Consider the following 19,984-nt stretch of genomic DNA (forward strand, 5'->3'; position numbering starts at 1 on the left):
CCTCAAGAAGGAGTAACATCGGGACTTGCAGCGACGGACCTCAGGACGCTCTTACACCACGTCTGCGCGCGCGACCGATAGATACGTCGGATAGTCTTAAAAATGGCCAAAATTGCTGCTACTGAAAAGGTATCAGTACTCATATTTGACGATTTTTGGTCACGACTCTTTATAGACACCCTGCACGGCGGCGCGAAACAGCCTCCAGCGGCAAGCAATCCGAAGACTGTCCCCAGTAACTAGCCGTTTAAGAACGTCCCCAATGACTAGTTATAGCGGCAGGCCTTGGCCGAGCATGGCGATGGCGCTCATGAGGACCAGCATGCCAGCAGCGTAGGGCAGCACCGCGCCCAGGAGCTCGGCGTCCTTTCCGCGCACGTGCACGGCGGCAAGGCCAATCGCGAGCGTCTGCGGAGAGATCATCTTACCGGCGGCGACACCCAGGGCGTTCAGCGCGACCATCCAGTAGTCGCTCACGCCCAGCGCAGCGGCAGCCTGGCTCTGGATGGGACCAAACAGCATGCCCGAGGACGTGCCCGAGCCGGTCACAAACGCACCGACCGCACCAATCCACGGAGCCAGAATCGGGTACAGACCGCCGGCGACCGCAATGCAAAACGCGCTGATCGACGAAATCATGCCGGCATAGCCCATCACCTTGGCGCAACCCAGCACCGAAAGCATGGTAATGACCGTCGGCATCATCTGCTTGACGGTCGTGACCAGCACCTCGCCCATCAAGCGCGGCGATGCGCCCTGAATGGCACCGCCGACAAACGCCGCCAGGAAAATCCAGAGGCCCGGCGTGTTGATCCACGAAAACGTAAGTGTACCGGGGTTCTCGCCGCAATACACCTGCACGTGACTCGCAAACGGCGCGAGCGCGGCGTGCACGTCGGGCACCAGGTTGGAGGTACCCAACAGCAGCACAAAGATCAGGATGAAGCACGACCAGGCCGAAAGCGCCGACTTAGCGGTGAGCTGTTCGCCGGCCTCGATATTCATATGGAAGCGCGCATCCAGATGTCCCGACTTCTCGGTGCGCATGGCAAGCGCGGCGGTCAGCGCAAGCGACACGATGGAGCCCACGACTACGGCCAGCTCGGGACCCACAAACATGGCAACGACCAGGGCAGCACCTACAAAGGACACACCGGAAAGCAGTGCCACGCCGGCAACGCCGTGCATACGCTCGGCAACGCTCGCAACGTTGCCTTGATCATCGGCGACACGACCCGCAACCAGTACGATAAGCAGCGGTATCACCACAAAGAACGGCGCGAGCTGCACCAGCTGAACGGTCGCCAGGTGCAGGGGGTCCAGACCCACCAGATCGGCAACGGACACCGTGGGGATGCCGATGGAGCCGTAGGGCGTGGGCACGCCGTTGGCCAGCAGGCAGATCAACACGGCGGGCACGGCCTCAAAACCCAGGCCCGCGAGCATGCCGGCAGGAATGGCAACAGCGGTACCAAAACCGGCCATGCCCTCCATAAAGCCGCCGAAGCACCAGGCCACGAGCAGCGCCAGCAGACGGCGGTCGCTGCTGATGGAGGTAATCATGCTGCCGATCACGTCCATGGCGCCCGTACGCACGCACAGGTTATACGTGAACACCGCGGCGATAATCACCAACACGATGGGCCACAGGGCCATCAAAAAGCCCTCGAGCGAGGCAGTCGCGATCTGCACCACCGGCAGATGCCACCATGCGAAGGCGAGCACACACGAAAGGGCGAACGAGCCCATAGCGGCCTTCCAAGCTGGCCATTTAAAGCACAGCAGCATCACGACAAGCCAAATGATCGGCACAAGAGCCAGCAAAAATGCGGCGACGTCCATAGGTAAGAACTCCTTGGTACCGCGCGGGCGGCATCGGGGGGTCACAAAACTTGAACAGGATACCGCACGCTTACCGACAATTTACTGCCACCCGCCGAAAATATTGAACAATCCGTTCAAAAACACGAGCAAACACCGTCGCGTCTATACTAGAGCGCAGCTAATAGAAAGGAATCGCCTTGAGCATCACGCCCCTCGATAGCATCCGCCGCGCCATCGCCCGCCGCAATGGCGTCGCCGACCCCGCCGTAGCCAGCAGCGACACCGCAAAGGCCCAGGGCGGACGCATCGAGAACGGCCTGTTCCCCGCGTCGCACACCGCCGAGGAGCTCGCTCGCATCCAGGAGCTGAGCCAACGCAACGCCGGCGGCCCTGACAGCAGCCAGGCCACGCGCCGTCGCCGCGAGCGCGATCGCGAGCCCGGCCCCATCCGCCGCATGGTCAATGCCTGGTGGAACCGCCTGCTCGGAGCCGTCTACGGCGGCGGCTTCTCCACACAAGAAGCCGAGTACGAAGATCACGCCACCCGTCGCGACTACCTTTGGAATACCCTGGGCACCGCCGTGTGGGGCATGGCATTTCCGCTGCTCACCATTGTGTCGACGCAGCTCGTAGGCGCCGAGGAGGCCGGCAAGTTCTCCATCGCCTTTGTCACCGGCACGCTCATCATGATCGCGTGCAACTACGGCGTGCGCAATTTCCAGGTCTCGGACATCGACGAAAAGACATCCTTTGCCACCTACCAGCTCAACCGCTGGATCTGCGGAGCGCTCGCGCTGGCATGCGGCCTGGTATACAGCAGCGCCCGCGGCTATGACGCGCAGATGGCGACGATCGGCCTTGGGGTCTACCTGTATAAGGTGATCGACGGCGTGGCGGACGTGTACGAGGGCCGCCTGCAGCAGGCCGATAAACTCTACCTGGCCGGCATGAGCCAAACGCTACGCTCCGTCGGCGCCATCGCGGTTTTTAGCGTGGCGCTGTTCCTCACGCGCAGCATGCCCATCGCGGCCATAGCCATGGGTATTGCCGCGATTACCTCGCTCGTGCTGGTCACCGCGCCGCTCGCCCTGCTCGAAACCGAAAAATCGCGCCGCGTGAGCCTGCGCGAGGTCGGCCACCTGTTTGTCCAGTGCGCTCCGCTCTTTGGTGCACTGTTCCTGTTCAACCTTATCGAGAGCATGCCCAAGTTTGTGATGGAAGGTACACTGGCCTACAAATACCAGCTGTACTTTAATGCCCTGTTTTTTCCGGCACAGGCTATTCTGTTGAGCATTGGGTTTATCTATAAACCGCAGCTCCTACGCTTGTCGAGCATTTGGGCTAATCCTCGCAAGCGTCGTCGCTTTGACCTGATTATTGTTGCCGTTATGGCGCTGATCGTGGTCATCACCGGCGTGTGCGCCGCATTTATGGCAGGTCCCGGTATTCCCCTCATGAGCTTTATGTACGGCCTCAGCTTTGAGCGCTACCGTACGCTGGCGCTGTTGATGGTCGTCGCCGGCGGCGTCACCGCGGCCATCGACTTTATCTACGCCATCATCACGGTGCTGCGCCATGCCGGCGACGTCACCAAAATCTACCTGATCTGCTTCGCCGTAAGCGTGGTGCTGCCGGTGATCCTGATCAACCTGCTGGGTCTGATGGGCGCCGTGGTGAGCTACCTAGCCATCATGACGCTACTCCTGGTTCTGCTGATTATCGAATACGCCCACATCCGCCAACGCATCGAACGCGACCGCAACCCCTACGGCGCCTAATTCGAATCAATTTGAAGAAAAGAAGCGTCGATGTTTAGGCACCGACAGCGAGCAGTCTCGAAGTGCCCCAGGTTGGCACGAAAGAGGAACGACGCGTACTTCTGTACGCGAGCGACGGTTTGAGCGACAAGATGGGGTGCTTCGGGGCTGCGCAGCGTCAACGTGACCGCCGTTCGGTAGAACGGCGGAACAAGGTTATTCGCCCGGGTTGATATTCGCGTAGAACTCCGCACCATCATCCAGGCGCAGGATCCCGACGCGACCGAACTCGGAGCCGGTGGCGGCAGCGCAGTCGATATCGATGCGATCGGGCACGCCGGCGGTATCCTCGCCACCCAGGCGCACAATCTGCCCGCGGCCCGACTCCTCATCGAGCCCCGCCAGGCCGCCAACCTCGCAATAGCGCCCAAGCGACACCGTGGGCGTGTGGCCGCTCACCACGACCGGGCCCTCGCCCTCGGCAGAAAGCAGTCCCGTCGGCGCATCCCAATAGCCGTGACGAATCCACAGCAGGTCATCGGACGACTGCACCGCGAGCATCTGCTGCAGCAGCTCGCGATCGGCGCCCACCGCTCCGACGCCATCGGCACAATCGACGCCATGCTCAAGCAAAAACGCGCGCGCCGCCTTCATCTCGATTCCAGCATGTACCAGCAGATACGGGCGCTCCTCGGTCTCGGCCACCGCGTAGAGCGGCAACGCGGCCATCCATCGCACGAGCTCCTCGTATGCCTCAAATTCCATGTCGTTGAGCTGCTCGCGCGTCGTCCAGCCACCGTTGATATCCCAGGTCTCGGCATCGAGCGGATCCTGGCCAATGATGGCATCGAGCATGATCTGCTCGTGATTACCCTTGAGCACGCGGGCGTTGGGCAGCGAGCGCACGAGCTTAATAACGCCGGCCGGATCGGGCCCGCGATCGATCATGTCGCCCAACACGTACAGCGTGTCGTCGGACGTCAACGAAATCTTGGACAGGGCCTCGTCAAGCGCACGCACGTGCCCGTGAGCATCAGATGTCACATAGATCGCCATGGTACGCCTCTCCTTGCATTGCGGCCGAAGCCCGGCACCGCAACTAAAACTTCAAGTTGAACTTAAATGTTACCCATTGTACTCCGTTGCAATAAAGCTGGAAAGGGTTTCCGAGCAGAGGCAAAGACGGCAGCCGTCTATGGCAATATCGCGCACGCCCGCAATCCAACCCCATAAACCCACCATCTTTGGGTACAAATAACCGCAGACAACTGACCGTGCCACGCCAACCACCCAGGAGCGGACACCATCCATGAACCAGATCCTTCTCTTTATCGGCCTCGTCATCATTTTGTGCCTGACCATCAAACCCGTCGGCAAAAAACTCCCCTTCCCCACCTTGCTCATCTTTATCGCGCTCGGCATGCTGTTAGGCGTCAACGGCCCGGCTCACATCGACTTTAGCGACTACGCGCTCACCGAAACCGTTTGCAGCACGGCGCTGCTGTTCATCATGTTCTATGGCGGTTTTAACACCAACATCGACCGCGCCAAGCCCGTCGCCGCGCCGGCGGTGCTGCTGAGCACGCTCGGCGTCGCCATCACTGCCGGCATCACCGGCGTGTTCGCCCACTTTGTGCTGGGCTTCGACTGGATCGGCGGCCTGCTGTTGGGATCGGTCGTGGCATCCACCGACGCGGCCAGTGTCTTTAGCGTGCTGCGCGAGCACAGCCTGTCGCTGAGAGGTGGCACCGACTCGCTGCTCGAGGTCGAATCGGGCTCCAACGACCCCGTCGCCTACATGCTCACCGCCGTGCTCGCCACACTCGCAGCCGGCGGCGACATCAACATTTCCACACTGCTGGCCAAGCAGATTATCCTGGGCGTGGGCCTGGGCCTTGTCATCGGCTGGGCATCGGGACGCCTGATTGAACGCGCGCACGCAACGGCCGAGGGCGCGCATACCATCTTTCTGTTCGCCGTGGCAATCGTCGCCTACGCGCTGCCGAGCTACCTGGGCGGCAACGGCTTTTTGGCTGTGTACCTGGCCGGCATTGTGCTGGGCGCCAGCGACATCACCGGCAAGGTCGAGATGGCACACTTCTTTGACACCCTCACCGAGATGGCCGAGATGACCATCTTCTTTTTGCTCGGCCTGCTCGTGACGCCCGCCCGCCTGCCGCAAATGCTGCTGCCGGGCCTGGCGCTCATGGCGTTTATGCTCTTTGCGAGCCGCCCCATCGCCGTTGGTCTGCTGCTGGCGCCCTTTAAGACGAACCCTCGCCAGGTTGCACTCGTAAGCTGGGCGGGCTTGCGCGGAGCAGCTTCGGTCGTCTTTAGTCTCTTTGCCGTGGTGGCCGACGTTCCCGGCGGACACGACCTATTTGACCTGGTGTTTGTGATTGCCGTGTCGAGCATTGTGGTGCAGGGCTCACTGCTGCCAGTAGTGGCGAAGAAACTCGATATGATCGATGCAGAAGGCGATGTGCGCCGCACCTTTAACGACTACCGCGACGAAGACGGCATGTCGTTTGTCAAACTCAAGGTGGGCGCTGGCCATCCGTTTGCCGGACGCTCGCTCGCCGATATTGGCAGCGCGACGGACATGCTCGTGGTCTTGGTGCTGCGCGACGGGGCGCATCCGGTACTGCCCAATGGCGACACCGTGATCCAGGAGGGCGATCTACTGGTGATGGCCGCCCCAACGTTCGAAGAGCGTGCCGAGGTTACGCTGCGCGAGGTCACCGTGACGCCCCACGGTCGCCTGGCCGGTCAGCGCCTGCGCGACGTGCCGCAGGGCAAGCACCCGTTTATCGTGGTGATGCTCAAGCGCGAAGGCCAAACGATCATCCCCGACGGCGACACCCTCATATACGCCGGCGACGAAGCCGTCATCGCCACACTGGCGTCATAGCGGCCAGGGGTAGCTAATTTGCGACGAAGAGATCAAGCGCCTGGAAAGCCTGATGCGGTCGCTCGCAGACCTAGACCTGCCGGAGGAGTAAGGCCCCTCCCCCATGTAACCATCCTGTAAATCATAGCGGCGCACTCGAGTTTTACCGTGATGCGGTCGCACCCGGCGCTGCACTGTGCTAAAGTATCCCGAACGTTCAAACGACTACGAGGGGACCTAGAAGATGGCACGTGTGCACAACTTCTCAGCAGGCCCGGCCGCACTGCCTACAAGCGTGCTCGCCGAGATCGCCGACGAGATGATGGACTACCGCGGTTGCGGCATGTCCGTGCTCGAGATGAACCATCGATCTAGCATGTACCAGCAGATCATCGACGACGCCGAGGCAACCCTGCGCCGCCTGCTGAGCATCCCCGACAACTACCGTGTCCTGTTTTTGCAGGGCGGCGCCACGCTGCAGTTTGCGGGCATCCCCATGAACCTCATGCGCCGCGGCCGCGCCGGCTACGTCGTGACCGGCAACTTTGCCAACAAGGCGTACCAGGAGGCCGCCAAGTACGGCGAGGCCGTGCTGCTCGCGAGCTCCGAGGACACCAATTTCGACCGCATCCCCGACATGGCCGACATCAACGCGCGCATTGCCGCCGAGGCCGCGGGCGGCGGGCTCGACTACGTCTACATCTGCCAGAACAACACCATCTTTGGCACCATGTACCACGAGCTGCCCGCTTGCGGCGACGTGCCGCTGGTCGCCGATGTCTCGAGCTGCTTTCTGTCGCAGCCGCTCGACGTTGAGCGCTACGGGCTCATTTACGCCGGTGCGCAGAAAAACGCCGGCGCCGCGGGCGTGACCGTGGTCATCGTGCGCGACGACCTCATCGCAGATGGCCCCGCTTTTGCGCAGACGCCGCAGTACCTGGACCTTAAGACCCAGGCCGCCAAGGGCTCCATGCTCAACACGCCCAACACCTTTGGTATCTACGTGTGCGGCAAGGTATTCCGCTGGGTCGAGGAGACCGGCGGACTTGCCGCCATGGCCGAGCGCAACTGGGCCAAGGCCAACCTGCTCTATAACCTGCTCGAGCACAGTGTGCTGTTCCATGGCACCACACAGGCCGACAGCCGCTCCATCGCCAACGTCACCTTCCGTACCGGCGATGCCGACCTCGACGCCGCCTTTGTCGCAGGCGCGGCCGAGCACCAGATTCAAAACGTCAAGGGCCATCGCCTGGTGGGCGGCATGCGCGCCAGCGTCTACAACGCCGTCACCATGGAGGACGTGCAGGCACTGGCCTCGTACATGAAGGACTTCGAAGCGCAGCATAGTTTGAGCCCGCGATCTAACTAGCCCGCAGCACGCGGGCCGACCAGCCATCTCAAACCACCCTGTTTAGATCAAAACCTGCTAAGGAGTTTTTCCATGCGTAAGATTAAGACCATCGACGACATCACCAAAGACGGCAAAGTCGAGTTTGGCGAGGGCTACGAGTTTGTGGGCACCGCCGAGGAGGCCGACGCCATCCTGATGCGCTCCACCGACCTGCACGGCTACGAGCTGCCCGAGGGCATCCGCGCCATCGCCCGCTGCGGCGCCGGCGTCAACAACATCCCCGTCGAGGAGTATGCCAAGAAGGGCGTCGTCGTCTTTAACTCCCCCGGCGCCAACAGCAACGCCGTCAAGGAGCTCGTCCTGGGCATGCTAGTACTCTCGAGCCGCGGCGTGGTACAGTCGATGAACTGGGTGCGTGACAACGCCGACGACCCCGAGATTCAGGTCGATGCCGAAAAAGCCAAGAAGGCCTTTGTGGGCCGCGAGCTCAAGGGCAAGCGCATCGGCGTCATCGGCCTGGGCAACGTAGGCTCCAAGGTCGCCAACGCCTGCGTCGATCTGGGCATGGACGTTTACGGCTACGATCCGTTCATTTCCGTCGAGCACGCGTGGGTGCTGAGCCGCGAGGTGCAGCGCGTGGGCACGCTCGAGGACCTCTGCCGCGGCTGCGACTACCTCACTGTCCACGTGCCCAGCAAGGCAGACACCATCGGCATGATCAGCACCGAGCAGATTAACCTGCTGGCACCGGGCGCCGTGCTCATCAACTACGCGCGCGAAACCATCATTGACGAGGACGCCGTCGACGCCGCCCTGCGCGCGGGCAAGCTCAGCTGGTTTAGCTGCGACTTTGCCACGCCCAAGACCGTCAAGATGCCCAACACGTTTATCACCACGCATTCGGGCGCCGGCACCGGCGAGGCCGAGGCCAACTGCGCCGACATGGCCATCAGCGAGCTCAAGGATTACCTGGAAAACGGCAACATCGCGCACAGCGTCAACTACCCCGCCTGCAGCATGGGCAAGGCGCGCGCCGCAAGCCGCATTGCCTGTCTGCATGCCAACGTGCCCAACATGATCGGCCAGATCACGGCCATTCTCGCCAAGGACAACGCCAACGTGCAGCGCATGACCAACGAGTCCGCTGGCGAGAACGCCTACACTATGTTCGACACCGACGAGCACCTGGACAGTAGCACCATCGAGGCTCTCAAGCAGATTCCGTCGATGTATCGCGTGCGTGTGATCAAATAGCGCCGGTGCCAAGCCTGCCAGGCAGGCCATGAAGCCCATGCGGCCCCCGTTTTCACGAAACGGGGGCCGAATTCGTTGCTCCGGACGACTTTAAAATGATACCCAGAACAAGTTTTTTCAGATAATCGATAGTGAGGCTCAAGTCGCTAAGCACACCCGCTTTGATAAACAGCTTTATCAGGGACTTTAATAGGTAAAAATCGATCTCTATGTGCCGAATGTAAGTTGACTGTCTATTTTCCGAAACAACTTATTCTAGATAGCATTTTTAAGGCCCCTCCAAGGCAAAACTGAAGCCTTTTTCGCGCCCAAAACTCTAGCTCGCGCGACCGTTTTCCACCTGCACGACTACATTCCCGCCCAATCGATAAAAATCTCCTCACGAAGCCGCCGTTCGAGCTCCTGCTGTCGCGACGTCTTATCTTTCAGCGGCACATCGAGATAGGACATGATGAGCTCCATCACCACGCGGAAGGCATCGGAGTCGGCCAGCTGACCATAGGTCATCAAAACGACGGGATATCCCATCGCTTGCAGCGCCGTCGTTCGGTCGGAGTCCGAAATCTTGGATTCTATGGATCCATGAATGGCTTTACCTTGGCATTCAACCAGACACTCTCGACTGCCGTCCTTATTTGCCAGCAGGATATCGGCATAGCGCCTATCAAGCCCCGAAATCAGGCGGGCGCTGCGCGTCATACGAATCTCAACGTTATTGGTAAGGCGCAGCCCTTCGCCGCCACGCAACCTCGTAAGGCCAAACAGCATCGAAGCCTGGACCTCGAGCGGCGATGCTGCCACCCCCGTAATGCATTTCGCGGCTCTTATGAACGATTTAGCGCCGCGGAGCCCCCGGATCTTATCGACGTACTCTGCAAGCTCAGAGAGCTCGATCAAGGGCGGTCGTTTCCACAAGTCCGTTGGACTCCCCGAGACATCCTTTACGTTTTCCCAGCCCAACCGTGCGTCACCCCACTGGCCCCCATATGCCTGCACAAGTGCCGACTTTACCTGAGGCGCAATCTTGCACACGGCAAAGGTGCCGCACATCTCATACATGCACATGATCAGACGCTCGTTTGAGACCGAGGAAGCCAGGGACAGCAGGGTAAAGAGTGGGGACGCGACATCGAGGCCAAACTCTGTCTGCCGCACGGAATCAAACGGCCTCTCCCCGTTCCAAACATGCCTGACAATGCGATCGCCCTTACGCCCGCAGCCGCCCTGCGCCAAAACGTGTAACGGGGTGCCCAGGAAATGCGCGACGAGCGGATGCTCGCAAAGGCGCTCCCTGCGCGGATCGTCCGCAGAATCGGGCAGGTCCGGCATTATCGCCAAAACCTGTGGAGGTATCCGGTGATACCGAAAGGCAGATATGTCGCACAGCATGTCGTCCATAAAGGCTACGTACCCACCGCGCCGTTTGTAAACCCGCTCGGACGGCAAACGCGCTGGCTCGGCCTGCGAACGGTAAATGCTGCTGCGCGCGCGTCGCAAATCTCTCAGGAGGCTTACAATCGGTTTGGAAAGCAAACTGATTGTGAGGTTGCATATGGTTGATGAGGACTTTGCCTGGCGGCTTGCGCAGGAGCTTGTGCGGATCGACAGCTCAGACCCGGACGCGTATGAGGATGAAATTGAGCGGTATATCAAAGCGCTGGTTGAGGCTCAGCTGGAGCGGTTGAGTCATCCGGTGCTCCATGCCGTGCAGGTTGAGGAACTCGAGGTGCTGCCCGGGCGCCGCAACCTTAAAGTCACCGTGCCGGGCCAAAGCGACGAGCCGCGGCTGGTCTATATCTGCCATATGGATACCGTTACGCTGGGCGATGACTGGGACGCAAACACGCCGCCGCTCGGGGCGGTTGTGCGCAACGACAAACTCTATGGCCGGGGCGCCTGCGACATGAAGGGTGGCCTGGCCTGCGCCATTGCCGCACTGGTCCATACGCTCGAGCGCGTGGCGGCGGATGGCGCGCTGCCCCGCCGCGGCTTTTCGCTCATCTGCTCGGTCGACGAGGAAGACTTTATGCGCGGCTCCGAGGCGGCCATCAATGCCGGTTGGGTCGGCTCGCGCGAATGGGTGCTGGACACCGAGCCCACCGACGGACAGATCCAGGTGGCGCACAAGGGTCGCACGTGGTTCGAGATCGAGATGGCCGGCGTCACGGCGCATGCGAGCCAGCCTTGGAAGGGCGCCGACGCCGTCGCCGCCATGGCCGAGGTCGTGTGCTCGCTTCGTCGCACGTTTGCGACGCTGCCCGTGCATGATGAGCTGGGTCCTTCGACCATCACGTTTGGACAGATAGGGGGCGGCTATCGCCCCTATGTCGTGCCCGACCACGCCAAGGTCTGGGTCGACATGCGCCTGACGCCGCCGACCGACACGACCGCCGCGATCAACATGGTCGAGCAGGCCATTGCCGCCGCCGAGGACGCGGTTCCCGGTTGCCATGGCAGCTACACCGTGACGGGCGACCGCCCCACCATCGAGCGCGACCCGAGCTCTCCCCTTCTAGCAGCGCTCAAGCGTGCCGCCGATGGCGTGACGGACGCGGACACGACCGTCGGCTTCTTTACCGGCTACACCGATACCGCCGTCATTGCCGGCAAGACAGGCAACCGCAATTGTATGAGCTACGGCCCCGGCTCGTTGGCGCTCGCGCACAAGCCCGACGAGTATGTGCCCCATGCCGATATCGTTCGCTGCCAAAACGTGCTCATCGCGCTCGCCGAGAACACGCTCTGGGACGCAAGCGGCCAAGTTGGGGCATAATAAGCCGCGAACAAACCGACTCGCGCGTTAGGACCGCCCATGAAAGCACTTCCGTTTCCCTGCATCCGCCCGGCTCAGGACCGTGTGCTCGAGGCGCTGCCTGCGATGGGCGGTATCCTGAGCGGCAACGACGCCCTGCGCGGCGCCATTGCTGACGGCCTAATGCTCAAGGATCCAGGCGCGGCGTATTACGTGTACGAATGCTCGGGCGAGCCGGGTCGCGCGACGGGTGTCGTGGCGATTTGCCCGGTTAACGTACTGACGGGTAGCGACGAGGCTGCCGCTAAGAGCGTCGACGCACTCGCCGCCGCGCGCGCGATCGCCGAGCTTAAGGTGCAGCCCCGCCCTGTAACGCTCGCCTACGAAGCCTCGCCCGTCATGGATATCATCCTTGGCGCCGCCAAAGAAGGAGCGTCGCTTTATGCCGTCACCGACCCCACCGGCATTACGCATCGCGTATGGGAGGTCAAGCGCGAGGACGCCGTTGCCGCCATCCGAGCCATGCTCGACCAGGCACCGGAGCCGACGCCGGCAGACGACCCCGCCTACGCTGCCGCGCAGGCAGGGGCGGCGCAGCTCCTAGCAGACGACGCCCGCACAGCCGGCACCTACACGGGCAAAGAGCCGTTCAACTTTACCGTTGCCGCGCTATTCCCCGCCGCACAGGTCGCCGGCGACGCACCGCAGGTTCCGACGGGTTTGCTCACCCACCAGATCGCACGGTTCTAATAGAACGTAAACGCCCAGTACAAAGACTCGGCAACTCAACAAACAAGGGGCGGGGATACATGCGCATGCATCCCCGCCCCTTTCACATCGAGCAATGATGTCGGCGATCCGCGTCGCCACGCCCAAACTACCCGCGCTGCGGACCCGCGGCAGCCACGAGCGGCTCAAGCCCCAGCTCGCGCGCGTAGTCTTCCTGCGTAAAGATCTCAACCAGTTCAAACGTATCGGTCGTATCGTCAAACACGAAATGCAGCACCGAACAGTTGCCCGGCACGCGCTCGCGCTCGTCGGCCGCCGCTCCCCTCACGTGGTCCAAAAACTCCTTGATGGCCGATCCGTGGCTCACCGCAAGCACGCAGGTGTGATCAGGCTTCTGCATGAGCTCGGTCAGCGTCGCCACCATGCGCTTACGCACCTGCATCTGACCCTCGCCGCCAAACTGGCGATAGAAATCGCGCCACGGGCGCTCGGGCATCAACATCACGCGCTCGGCTTCAAAATCGCCAAAGAACCACTCGCGCAGGCCGTCAAGGCGCTCGTAGGCAAGGCCCGGCCACAGGTTGGCGATAGTCTGCTCGGTGCGATGCAGCGTCGAGGTGTAGGCGTGGTCGGGCTCAATGCCGCGCGCACGCAAAAACATGCCGGCACGCGCCGCCTGGTCGCATCCCAGCTGCGTAAGCGGCGAGTCACTCCAACCCTGAATAATGCGCTTGAGGTTAAATATCGTCTGTCCATGACGAACCAGATACAGGTCTTTATTCATAGGGGGTCCTTTCGTTCGTTACCAATCAAGGAGCGAAAACGCCCCGTCGCAATAGCCAAAATGAAGCACGGCACCGTTGTCGGGTAGCTCTCCCCCGCCAGTCACATACTCAAGAAACTCCTGGCAGGCTGAGCCGTGAGAAACCGCCAGCACGCAGTCGTGCTGCGGCCTGGCCATGATGCGGGACAGCGCCGCGACCATACGTGCGCGAAGCTCACTTTCCGACTCGCCACCAAAGGCAACCGGATAATCACCCCAGGGTTGCGCCGGCATCTCGCGGTTTGATGTGCCCTCCAACGATCCCAAATGCCACTCGCGCAGGTCATCGACCAGCTCTATGGAACGGCCCTCGCCAACGATCAGCTCTGCCGTACGCCGCGCCCGGCCCAACGGGGAGGAATACACATGGTCAAAGGCCACGCCACGCGCCTCAAACGCCGCGTGCGTCGCCAGCGCCTGCTCGTGCCCGCGCGCCGTCAGCGGCGAATCGTGCCAGCCCTGCAAAATGTTCTGCACATTGAGCTCGGTCTGCCCATGCCGCACCAAATACAGATCTGTCACATGCCCTCCCCTCGTACCGCCACAAAGGGGACAGGCACCTTTGTGGCGGTTTTGCCGCCTGATCGCGCCGCGGCGACGCTCAGCTACATCAGTACGTCGGCGAGCGGGCGCTTGGGCACGTGATGCACCTGCGCATCGTCACGCCAGTAATTAATTGAGCCGTCGGGGTTGGAATCGATCGCATCGATCATCTGCGTCTCGGCCGGCACGCCAAAAGCCATGATCAGCTTGAGCTCATACTTGTCGTTATCGAGCCCCATGGCTTCGATCGCGCGGGGCGTAAAGGCCTTGAACATGCAGGCCGCCACCTCGGGCGTGGCGCTGCGGGCGGCGAGCATCATCGTCTGCGCGGCAATGCCCGTGTCGACCTCGGTAATGGGAGCGGCAGGCTTGCCCGGAACGGCGCGCTCGGCCAGAATCGCGATGTAGCCGGTCGGGCGCTCGCCCTCGGCAGGACCCGGCCAATCCTTAAGCGCGCCGGCCCATGCAAGCTCGTCAAACACGCGCGCGCAGTCCTCGGCACCGCTCACCACATGAAAACGAAGACGCTGAGCATTGGCGCCGCAGGGAGCCAGGTGCGCCAGTTCCGCCAGCTCGAGCAAAAACTCGCGCGGCACGCGCATGGACTCGTCAAAACGGCGGCATGTACGGGCACGACGAACCAACGCATCAAACGCGTCCAAGCCGAGCTTTTCGCGGCCCTGCTTTGCCATCGATTCTGCGCTTACCGGCGCCGCGGGAACTACTTCGTTCATAGGGACCCCCAATACAAGCCAATTGTCCTTAGGAAAATCTAACCTAAAACGTAGGCAATTACATACAGCGGTGTAATGTTCTACAGCTGTTGATTAATCCTCACTGAAGCGGGAACAAAAGTAACAATTCGGGAATGTGAGGCGGCAATTCGTCCTTCCCGCCCCATGCATCGGCGCCCTTAGGCGATACTTGTTGCAGCACTTTTGGCGTACGCCGCACGGAGAGCAATGAACGCGACGTACACCACACGGAAAGGAGACGTTATGGGCATCTTTAAGAACGATGACCAAAAATCGAGCCAGTTTGGATTTGACGAGAAGAGTATGGCGGGCAAAGCCGTCAAGGCCGTGCGCTGGATCTACGCCATCACGGGCGTCGTGGCGCTCATTGCTGGCATCGCGCTGCTTTTTGCACCCGCCAAGTCCCTCGTCTTTTTGACGACCGTCCTGGGCTTTTACTTTGTAATCACCGCTGCCATCAGGCTGTTCACTGCCATTTTTGAGCCGCTGCTGCCCACCGGCTGGCGCGTGACGAGCATCATCTCCAACCTACTCATTATCCTGGGCGGCGTCATAATCCTGCGCAACCAGGCCTTCTCGACCGCGACACTCACCACGATGGTGGTTATCGTGGCCGGCTTTGGCTGGATTGTCGAAGGTGTCATGTCCATTCTGGAGTCCGAGCTTTCGTCCAACCGTGTCCTCGCCATTCTGAGTGGCGCACTCTCCATCATCGCCGGCATGTTCGTGTTTATCTATCCGCTGTGGTCGGCCAAGATGCTCGTCATCTTTAGCGGCGCCGCGTTGCTGGTGTTTGGCGTGACGCTCATTGTCCGCGCCATTCAGTTTGGCAAACTGGTGCACTAGATGCCGCGAACGCTCTTTATTGATGCCGACGCCTGCCCGGTCACGCGCGAGTCGATTGACTGCGCGCGGCGGGCGGGCGTCGCCGTTGTTATCGCCGGCAACAGCACGCAAAACCTGGAACGGCACATTCGCCGCGACGACCCGCGCGATGCCGAGCACGCGCGACGCGGCTTTTGGGTCACGACGCTCGACGTGAGCGTGGGCGCCGACAGCGCCGACTTTGCCATTGTCGAACGCCTGCAGGCGGGCGACGTGGTAGTGACGCAGGACATTGGCTTGGCGAGCATGGTGCTCGGGCGCGATGCCGCCGCCATCGGTGTGCGCGGGCGCGTCTACGACAAAGCGACCATCGACATGCAGCTGTTTATTCGCCACGAGGAAAAGAAGGTGCGCCGCGCCGGCGGACGCACTCGCGGACCGGCGGCATTTACCAGCGAAGACCGCATCCGCTTTAAACGCAACCTCACCGAGCTACTGCGCTAACCAAGGTAGATTTTTGGGACATGCCTAAAAATCTACCTTTTTGTTTTGAGCGGTGTGAGCGCTCGGAATCCATGGCTCAACAAAAAAACGGGCTTCAAAATGCCATGCGTCGCCGCATTGCGCAGGCGCCGAGCATGGCTATTTGAAGCCCATTTTTAGGCCTACTTAGAGGCCGAAGGCGGATAGAATAAGGCCCCAGCCGGCGCCGATGACGTACATCATGACCAGGAACACGGCGTTTTCACGAGCGCTGCGGTTGGTGCGGAACAGGACCAGGTAGCCCACGCCGGCGGAAATGAGCGTGCCGGCGAGCATCGGCGCCAGCTGTAGCGCGCCCTCCAGGTACAGCTGCGTAATGACCACGCTCGCCGAGCAGTTGGGGATCAGGCCGACAAGCGCCGAACCCAGGACGGCGAGCGTCTCGTTGCCACGCAGGAACTGCTCGATCGCGGACTCGCCGAAGGTCTCGAGCACGGCGACCAGTATCAGCGTCACCAGAAAAATGAATACCGATACCTGCACGGTGTGCGAGATGGCGCTGCGAATAATCGACAGGAGGGGCGCGCCCTCGTGAGAGTGGGAGTGACCGTGGCCATCATGGTGTTCATGCTCGCCCACATGACCGTGATCGTGTCCATGTCCGTGTTCGTGCTCGTCCTCGTCTTCATCGCAACCGCAATGGTCACGCTCGCACAGCTCATGGATGTGATCGGCGCTCACGCCCGCCTCGGCCACCTCGTCGATGATGTCACCACCGCTGTGGTCGTCGTGCGCGCAATTCACGTGGGCCGGGTTGGCCGCGGTTCCCAGCACGGTACGGCGAATCGCCGCATGCGCGCGAGAGTTACGACGCAGGCCGCGAATGGCGGCGTCCACGATAAAGCCCGTGACTAGCGCGATCAGTGCCTTCGAAGCCAAAAGCATCGCCATGGTCTGCACGGGCACCTGCTCGGCAAGCAACAGCGGCAGCATCTCGTCGGAGGTCGAAAGGAACACCGCAACCAGCGTGCCCAGCGTCACGACGCGGCCGGCGTACAGCGTTGCTGCCATGGCCGAAAAGCCGCACTGCGGCACCATGCCCAGCAACGAGCCAACCACGGGGCCCGCGGCACCGGCGCGCTTGATGGCGCCGTTAACGCTGTCACCCGCGACGTGCTCCAGGGTCTCGAGGGCCAGATACGTCACCAACAAAAACGGCACCAGCGACAGCGTGTCCTTGCCGGCGTCGAGCAAAATATCTATCAGTAAATCCATGACGGATGGAACCTTTCGTGTCTTTCGGCAGCATTGTAAAAGTCCTAGCGGTCAACTAGGGTATTGTAGTTGACCTAGGCGTGGTGCCAATAGTTGCCCATGGTAAACTATCATCTCGCCATAACTCAGTAACCCCGAGCCGCGCGACGCGGCCCGTCCAAGGAGCAGCCTATGAACGTTTCGCAAGCACTTGAATACGAGCGCCAGCCGTTTATTCCCATGTTTATCTATGGCGACCACGGCGCAATGGAGTCCGAACGCCAGAAGGGCGAAGAGGCCCTCAAGGTGCTCGAGACCGAGTATTTTACTGCCGAGGACGACCCCGGCTTCGACTTTGCCACCGTGCGCGACCTGGCCGACCGCAACCGCGACCTTTGCGACCAGATTGGCGAGGCACGCCTGCGCAATGTGACGCCCGCGACGCTCTCGCGCGGCCTGTCCGATGCTGACACCTGCGCCGCCATCGGCAAGATGCAAAAGCGCACCGCCGCGTCGGTCATGCGCGAAATCCGCGGCGACCGCGACGCGCTCGGCGTGGCCTACGCCCGCAAGCCCATCCAGGGCACCGTGCTCGGTATCGACATCGAGACCACCGGCCGTGCACCCGAGCGCGGTTATATCATCAACGTCGGCTGGGAGATCATGGAACTCACCAGCGACGCCATCCCGCACGACGCCGAGGCACACTACTGCGGCCTGCCCGACATCTACCGCGGCGAGGATGTGCCGCTGTCGAATATCCACCACATTACCTGGGACGACATCGACGACAAAACGCCCTTCCGCGAGAACAAGGAGCTGCAAAAGCAGCTGCTCAAGCTTATGAAGAAGTACCCGTACATGGCGCATAACGCCGCCTTTGAGGACAGCTGGTTCAAGATTCACCTGGACGGTTACGCCGAGGCACGCCGCGCGGGTAAGATCATCGTCATCGACTCGCGCCAGATCTGCCGCAGCCTGGACGCCGACGTGCGCTCGCTCCCCCGCGAGTCCGCCCCCGCCGCACTCGAGAACTGGGCACGCCGCCGCGGAACCCTCGCCGCCGACGCCAACGAGCAGCATCTGGGTTTGGACGACACCGACCTCATGCTCCGCACGGTACAGGCCGAGTTCAACCTCAAGAACCTGTTCGCGAAATAGCAACACCTGCGACAAACGCTGCTTACTCACGAGCGGCCTCGCAGCGGGAAACACCGCAGCGGAGCCGCCCTACGTTCCACAGATAGATCTGCCATCACAAATTCTGAACCCTCATTTTGAACGATTTCGGCCAATTCCCGACACGTAATTCGTTGTCGGATGATGATGCATCGATATCAAATGTGCAGCAATTGAGTATTTATATGCCATAGCTAAGCTGCGAGAACATTGATTTTAGGGCATACCAACCCATAATTGCGTCAAGCTTTTGGACATCATTTGGTTAGACCTCTAAAACGGCTTTTCCACTCAGCGCCATCAACACGGCATTAGCTGACACGATATATACCATGAGTATCGTATTGTCACATACCACTGCAAAAGCGGTCTACCAGGCCGCGTATTCGGCGTCTGCGAAAGACACCGAGCCCTGTAACCCTGCCGCGATTTACGGATCATGTCCCACCGGAACGCTCCTTGACGCAGCCGCAGAATGGCTCACCAAACATGATGTTTCCCTCGACGCAAATGATTCCCTCGAGGTGATGGTGTTTGATCGCAGGAATGCGCGCTACGCAATGAACTGTCAATGCCACGTTACGTCAAAACGATTCTCGAACTCACGCTTTATAGAGCTCAAAGATGGCATCTTCATTGTTGGCGTTGAGCTTTGCGCGCTTCAGGCCGCCACTTATCTCCCTTTTCGCGAACTGGTGGAGTACTACTTTGAATTGTGCAGCGCTTACTCCCTTAGAACCGGCTCTTCCACCTCGTATAACGAGCGTTTCGCGCTCACCTCGACCGAAAGGTTAAAACAGTTCTTTAATTCCATTACCAGATGCGACGGTCTGGCCCTTGCCCGAAAGGCGATCCAATGTGTGCGCGACGGATGCCGGTCTCCTATGGAAACGGCCTTTGTCATGATGCTAACGCTGCCTAAAAGCGAAGGAGGGCTTGGTATTAAGGGAATTGAGACCGATTACGAGGTGCAGGTCACCGCTGCCGCAAAGAATCTCACGAGACGCAAAAAGTTCTTTATGGATGCGTATCTAAAGAAATCTCGCACAGACATTGAATACAACGGGTTTTATCATGACGCGGAAGAAGACCGCGCCATCGATGAGGAGCGCAAGAATGCGCTTGCGTCCATGGGATACGGAATCATCACCGTCAGTCGTTATTCCTTTATGCATGCCAGCGCTTTCGTTAGGGTCATGGAGGCGATCCAACGGAAAGAGGGCATACGCCCCTCGCGTCTGCCAAAAGACTTTCAAATCATGCAAGAGGACCTGAGACAGTTTGTGCTCAGAAGGTTTATAGAAGAGAAAAAGCGAATTCAGAAGCAGCTTCGCCAGGATTCCGAAGATCGTCAACGAATCGACCTCGAAAAAGCAACACTCGAAGGCATCACGCTGGATGACCCGACAATAAATGAAGTTCCGGCAATCGATGACATGCAGACTGTCGAATCCGACAGCCCATCATTTGCCCAAATAAGCAGCCTCGCGGTCGCGCGCGCAGACGTGGTGTAAGAGCGTCCTGAGGTCCGTCGCTGCAAGTCCCGATGTTACTCCTTCTTGAGG

Annotated in this window: 17 protein-coding genes; 10 read left to right on the forward strand and 7 right to left on the reverse strand. The window is 60.6% G+C overall.

The features are described 5' to 3' along the window. Nucleotides 1–270 precede the first annotated feature (270 nt). Complete coding sequence (locus AB5Z14_RS09710; RefSeq protein ID WP_368131237.1) at nt 271–1,842, reverse strand: L-lactate permease; 1,572 nt, start codon at nt 1,840–1,842, stop codon at nt 271–273. Nucleotides 1,843–2,021: 179 nt separating this feature from the next. On the opposite strand from AB5Z14_RS09710, the gene AB5Z14_RS09715 reads away from it, so the two are divergent. Beyond that, nucleotides 2,022–3,602 (forward strand): lipopolysaccharide biosynthesis protein, encoded by a 1,581-nt coding sequence (locus AB5Z14_RS09715; RefSeq protein ID WP_368131238.1) that lies wholly within the window; start codon nt 2,022–2,024, stop codon nt 3,600–3,602. Between the two features lie 195 nt (nt 3,603–3,797). On the opposite strand, the gene AB5Z14_RS09720 is transcribed toward AB5Z14_RS09715, so the two are convergent. Beyond that, nucleotides 3,798–4,637, reverse strand: coding sequence for a metallophosphoesterase (locus AB5Z14_RS09720; protein WP_368131239.1), 840 nt, complete (start codon nt 4,635–4,637; stop codon nt 3,798–3,800). Nucleotides 4,638–4,890: 253 nt separating this feature from the next. Between AB5Z14_RS09720 and AB5Z14_RS09725 the strand changes: the two genes are divergently transcribed. The 3 genes from AB5Z14_RS09725 to AB5Z14_RS09735 all read left to right on the forward strand — a co-directional run bounded on the left by AB5Z14_RS09725 (nt 4,891) and on the right by AB5Z14_RS09735 (nt 9,076). Then, the gene (locus tag AB5Z14_RS09725) at nt 4,891–6,492 is read left to right on the forward strand and encodes a potassium/proton antiporter (RefSeq protein ID WP_368131240.1); all 1,602 of its coding nucleotides are present in this window, start codon (nt 4,891–4,893) and stop codon (nt 6,490–6,492) included. A gap of 223 nt (nt 6,493–6,715) precedes the next feature. Further along, nucleotides 6,716–7,840 carry a 3-phosphoserine/phosphohydroxythreonine transaminase gene (gene serC / locus AB5Z14_RS09730; protein ID WP_368131241.1) on the forward strand — a complete coding sequence of 375 codons (1,125 nt, stop codon included), beginning with the start codon at nt 6,716–6,718 and terminating at the stop codon, nt 7,838–7,840. A gap of 72 nt (nt 7,841–7,912) precedes the next feature. Next, entirely contained in the window at nt 7,913–9,076 is a 1,164-nt protein-coding gene (locus tag AB5Z14_RS09735; protein ID WP_368131242.1) for a phosphoglycerate dehydrogenase, read from the forward strand. Between the two features lie 348 nt (nt 9,077–9,424). Here the strand turns inward: AB5Z14_RS09735 and AB5Z14_RS09740 are convergent, their stop codons facing one another. Further along, nucleotides 9,425–10,231: a hypothetical protein gene (locus tag AB5Z14_RS09740; RefSeq protein ID WP_368131243.1), complete on the reverse strand. Its 807-nt coding sequence runs from the start codon at nt 10,229–10,231 to the stop codon at nt 9,425–9,427. 397 nt (nt 10,232–10,628) lie between these two features. Between AB5Z14_RS09740 and AB5Z14_RS09745 the strand changes: the two genes are divergently transcribed. Together AB5Z14_RS09745 and AB5Z14_RS09750 are read left to right on the forward strand one after the other, a co-directional pair. Beyond that, nucleotides 10,629–11,849, forward strand: coding sequence for a M20 family metallopeptidase (locus tag AB5Z14_RS09745; protein ID WP_368131244.1), 1,221 nt, complete (start codon nt 10,629–10,631; stop codon nt 11,847–11,849). Nucleotides 11,850–11,888: 39 nt separating this feature from the next. Then, nucleotides 11,889–12,578: a DUF1015 family protein gene (locus AB5Z14_RS09750; RefSeq protein ID WP_368131245.1), complete on the forward strand. Its 690-nt coding sequence runs from the start codon at nt 11,889–11,891 to the stop codon at nt 12,576–12,578. 127 nt (nt 12,579–12,705) lie between these two features. Here the strand turns inward: AB5Z14_RS09750 and AB5Z14_RS09755 are convergent, their stop codons facing one another. The 3 genes from AB5Z14_RS09755 to AB5Z14_RS09765 all read right to left on the reverse strand — a co-directional run bounded on the left by AB5Z14_RS09755 (nt 12,706) and on the right by AB5Z14_RS09765 (nt 14,657). Beyond that, nucleotides 12,706–13,341, reverse strand: coding sequence for a histidine phosphatase family protein (locus tag AB5Z14_RS09755; protein ID WP_368131246.1), 636 nt, complete (start codon nt 13,339–13,341; stop codon nt 12,706–12,708). 18 nt (nt 13,342–13,359) lie between these two features. Beyond that, on the reverse strand, nt 13,360–13,902 hold the full coding sequence (locus tag AB5Z14_RS09760; RefSeq protein ID WP_368131247.1) for a histidine phosphatase family protein: 543 nt from the start codon (nt 13,900–13,902) through the stop codon (nt 13,360–13,362). 83 nt (nt 13,903–13,985) lie between these two features. After that, the gene (locus AB5Z14_RS09765) at nt 13,986–14,657 is read right to left on the reverse strand and encodes a nitroreductase family protein (protein ID WP_368131248.1); all 672 of its coding nucleotides are present in this window, start codon (nt 14,655–14,657) and stop codon (nt 13,986–13,988) included. Between the two features lie 264 nt (nt 14,658–14,921). On the opposite strand from AB5Z14_RS09765, the gene AB5Z14_RS09770 reads away from it, so the two are divergent. After that, the gene (locus tag AB5Z14_RS09770; RefSeq protein ID WP_368131249.1) at nt 14,922–15,524 is read left to right on the forward strand and encodes an HdeD family acid-resistance protein; all 603 of its coding nucleotides are present in this window, start codon (nt 14,922–14,924) and stop codon (nt 15,522–15,524) included. Then, nucleotides 15,525–16,007, forward strand: a complete 483-nt coding sequence (locus tag AB5Z14_RS09775) for a YaiI/YqxD family protein (protein ID WP_349100128.1) — start codon at nt 15,525–15,527, stop codon at nt 16,005–16,007. It begins immediately after the preceding gene. 165 nt (nt 16,008–16,172) lie between these two features. Here the strand turns inward: AB5Z14_RS09775 and AB5Z14_RS09780 are convergent, their stop codons facing one another. Beyond that, on the reverse strand, nt 16,173–17,261 hold the full coding sequence (locus AB5Z14_RS09780) for a putative manganese transporter (RefSeq protein ID WP_368131250.1): 1,089 nt from the start codon (nt 17,259–17,261) through the stop codon (nt 16,173–16,175). Nucleotides 17,262–17,432: 171 nt separating this feature from the next. Here AB5Z14_RS09780 and AB5Z14_RS09785 point away from each other — a divergent pair, with 171 nt between their 5' ends. Then, nucleotides 17,433–18,401 (forward strand): 3'-5' exonuclease, encoded by a 969-nt coding sequence (locus tag AB5Z14_RS09785; protein ID WP_368131251.1) that lies wholly within the window; start codon nt 17,433–17,435, stop codon nt 18,399–18,401. A gap of 350 nt (nt 18,402–18,751) precedes the next feature. After that, nucleotides 18,752–19,933 carry a putative endonuclease domain-containing protein gene (locus AB5Z14_RS09790; RefSeq protein WP_368131252.1) on the forward strand — a complete coding sequence of 394 codons (1,182 nt, stop codon included), beginning with the start codon at nt 18,752–18,754 and terminating at the stop codon, nt 19,931–19,933. Nucleotides 19,934–19,984: the final 51 nt, after the last annotated feature.

It is taken from the genome of Collinsella aerofaciens, assembly GCF_040910265.1.
Taxonomy (GTDB): Bacteria; Actinomycetota; Coriobacteriia; order Coriobacteriales; family Coriobacteriaceae; genus Collinsella; species Collinsella aerofaciens_BK.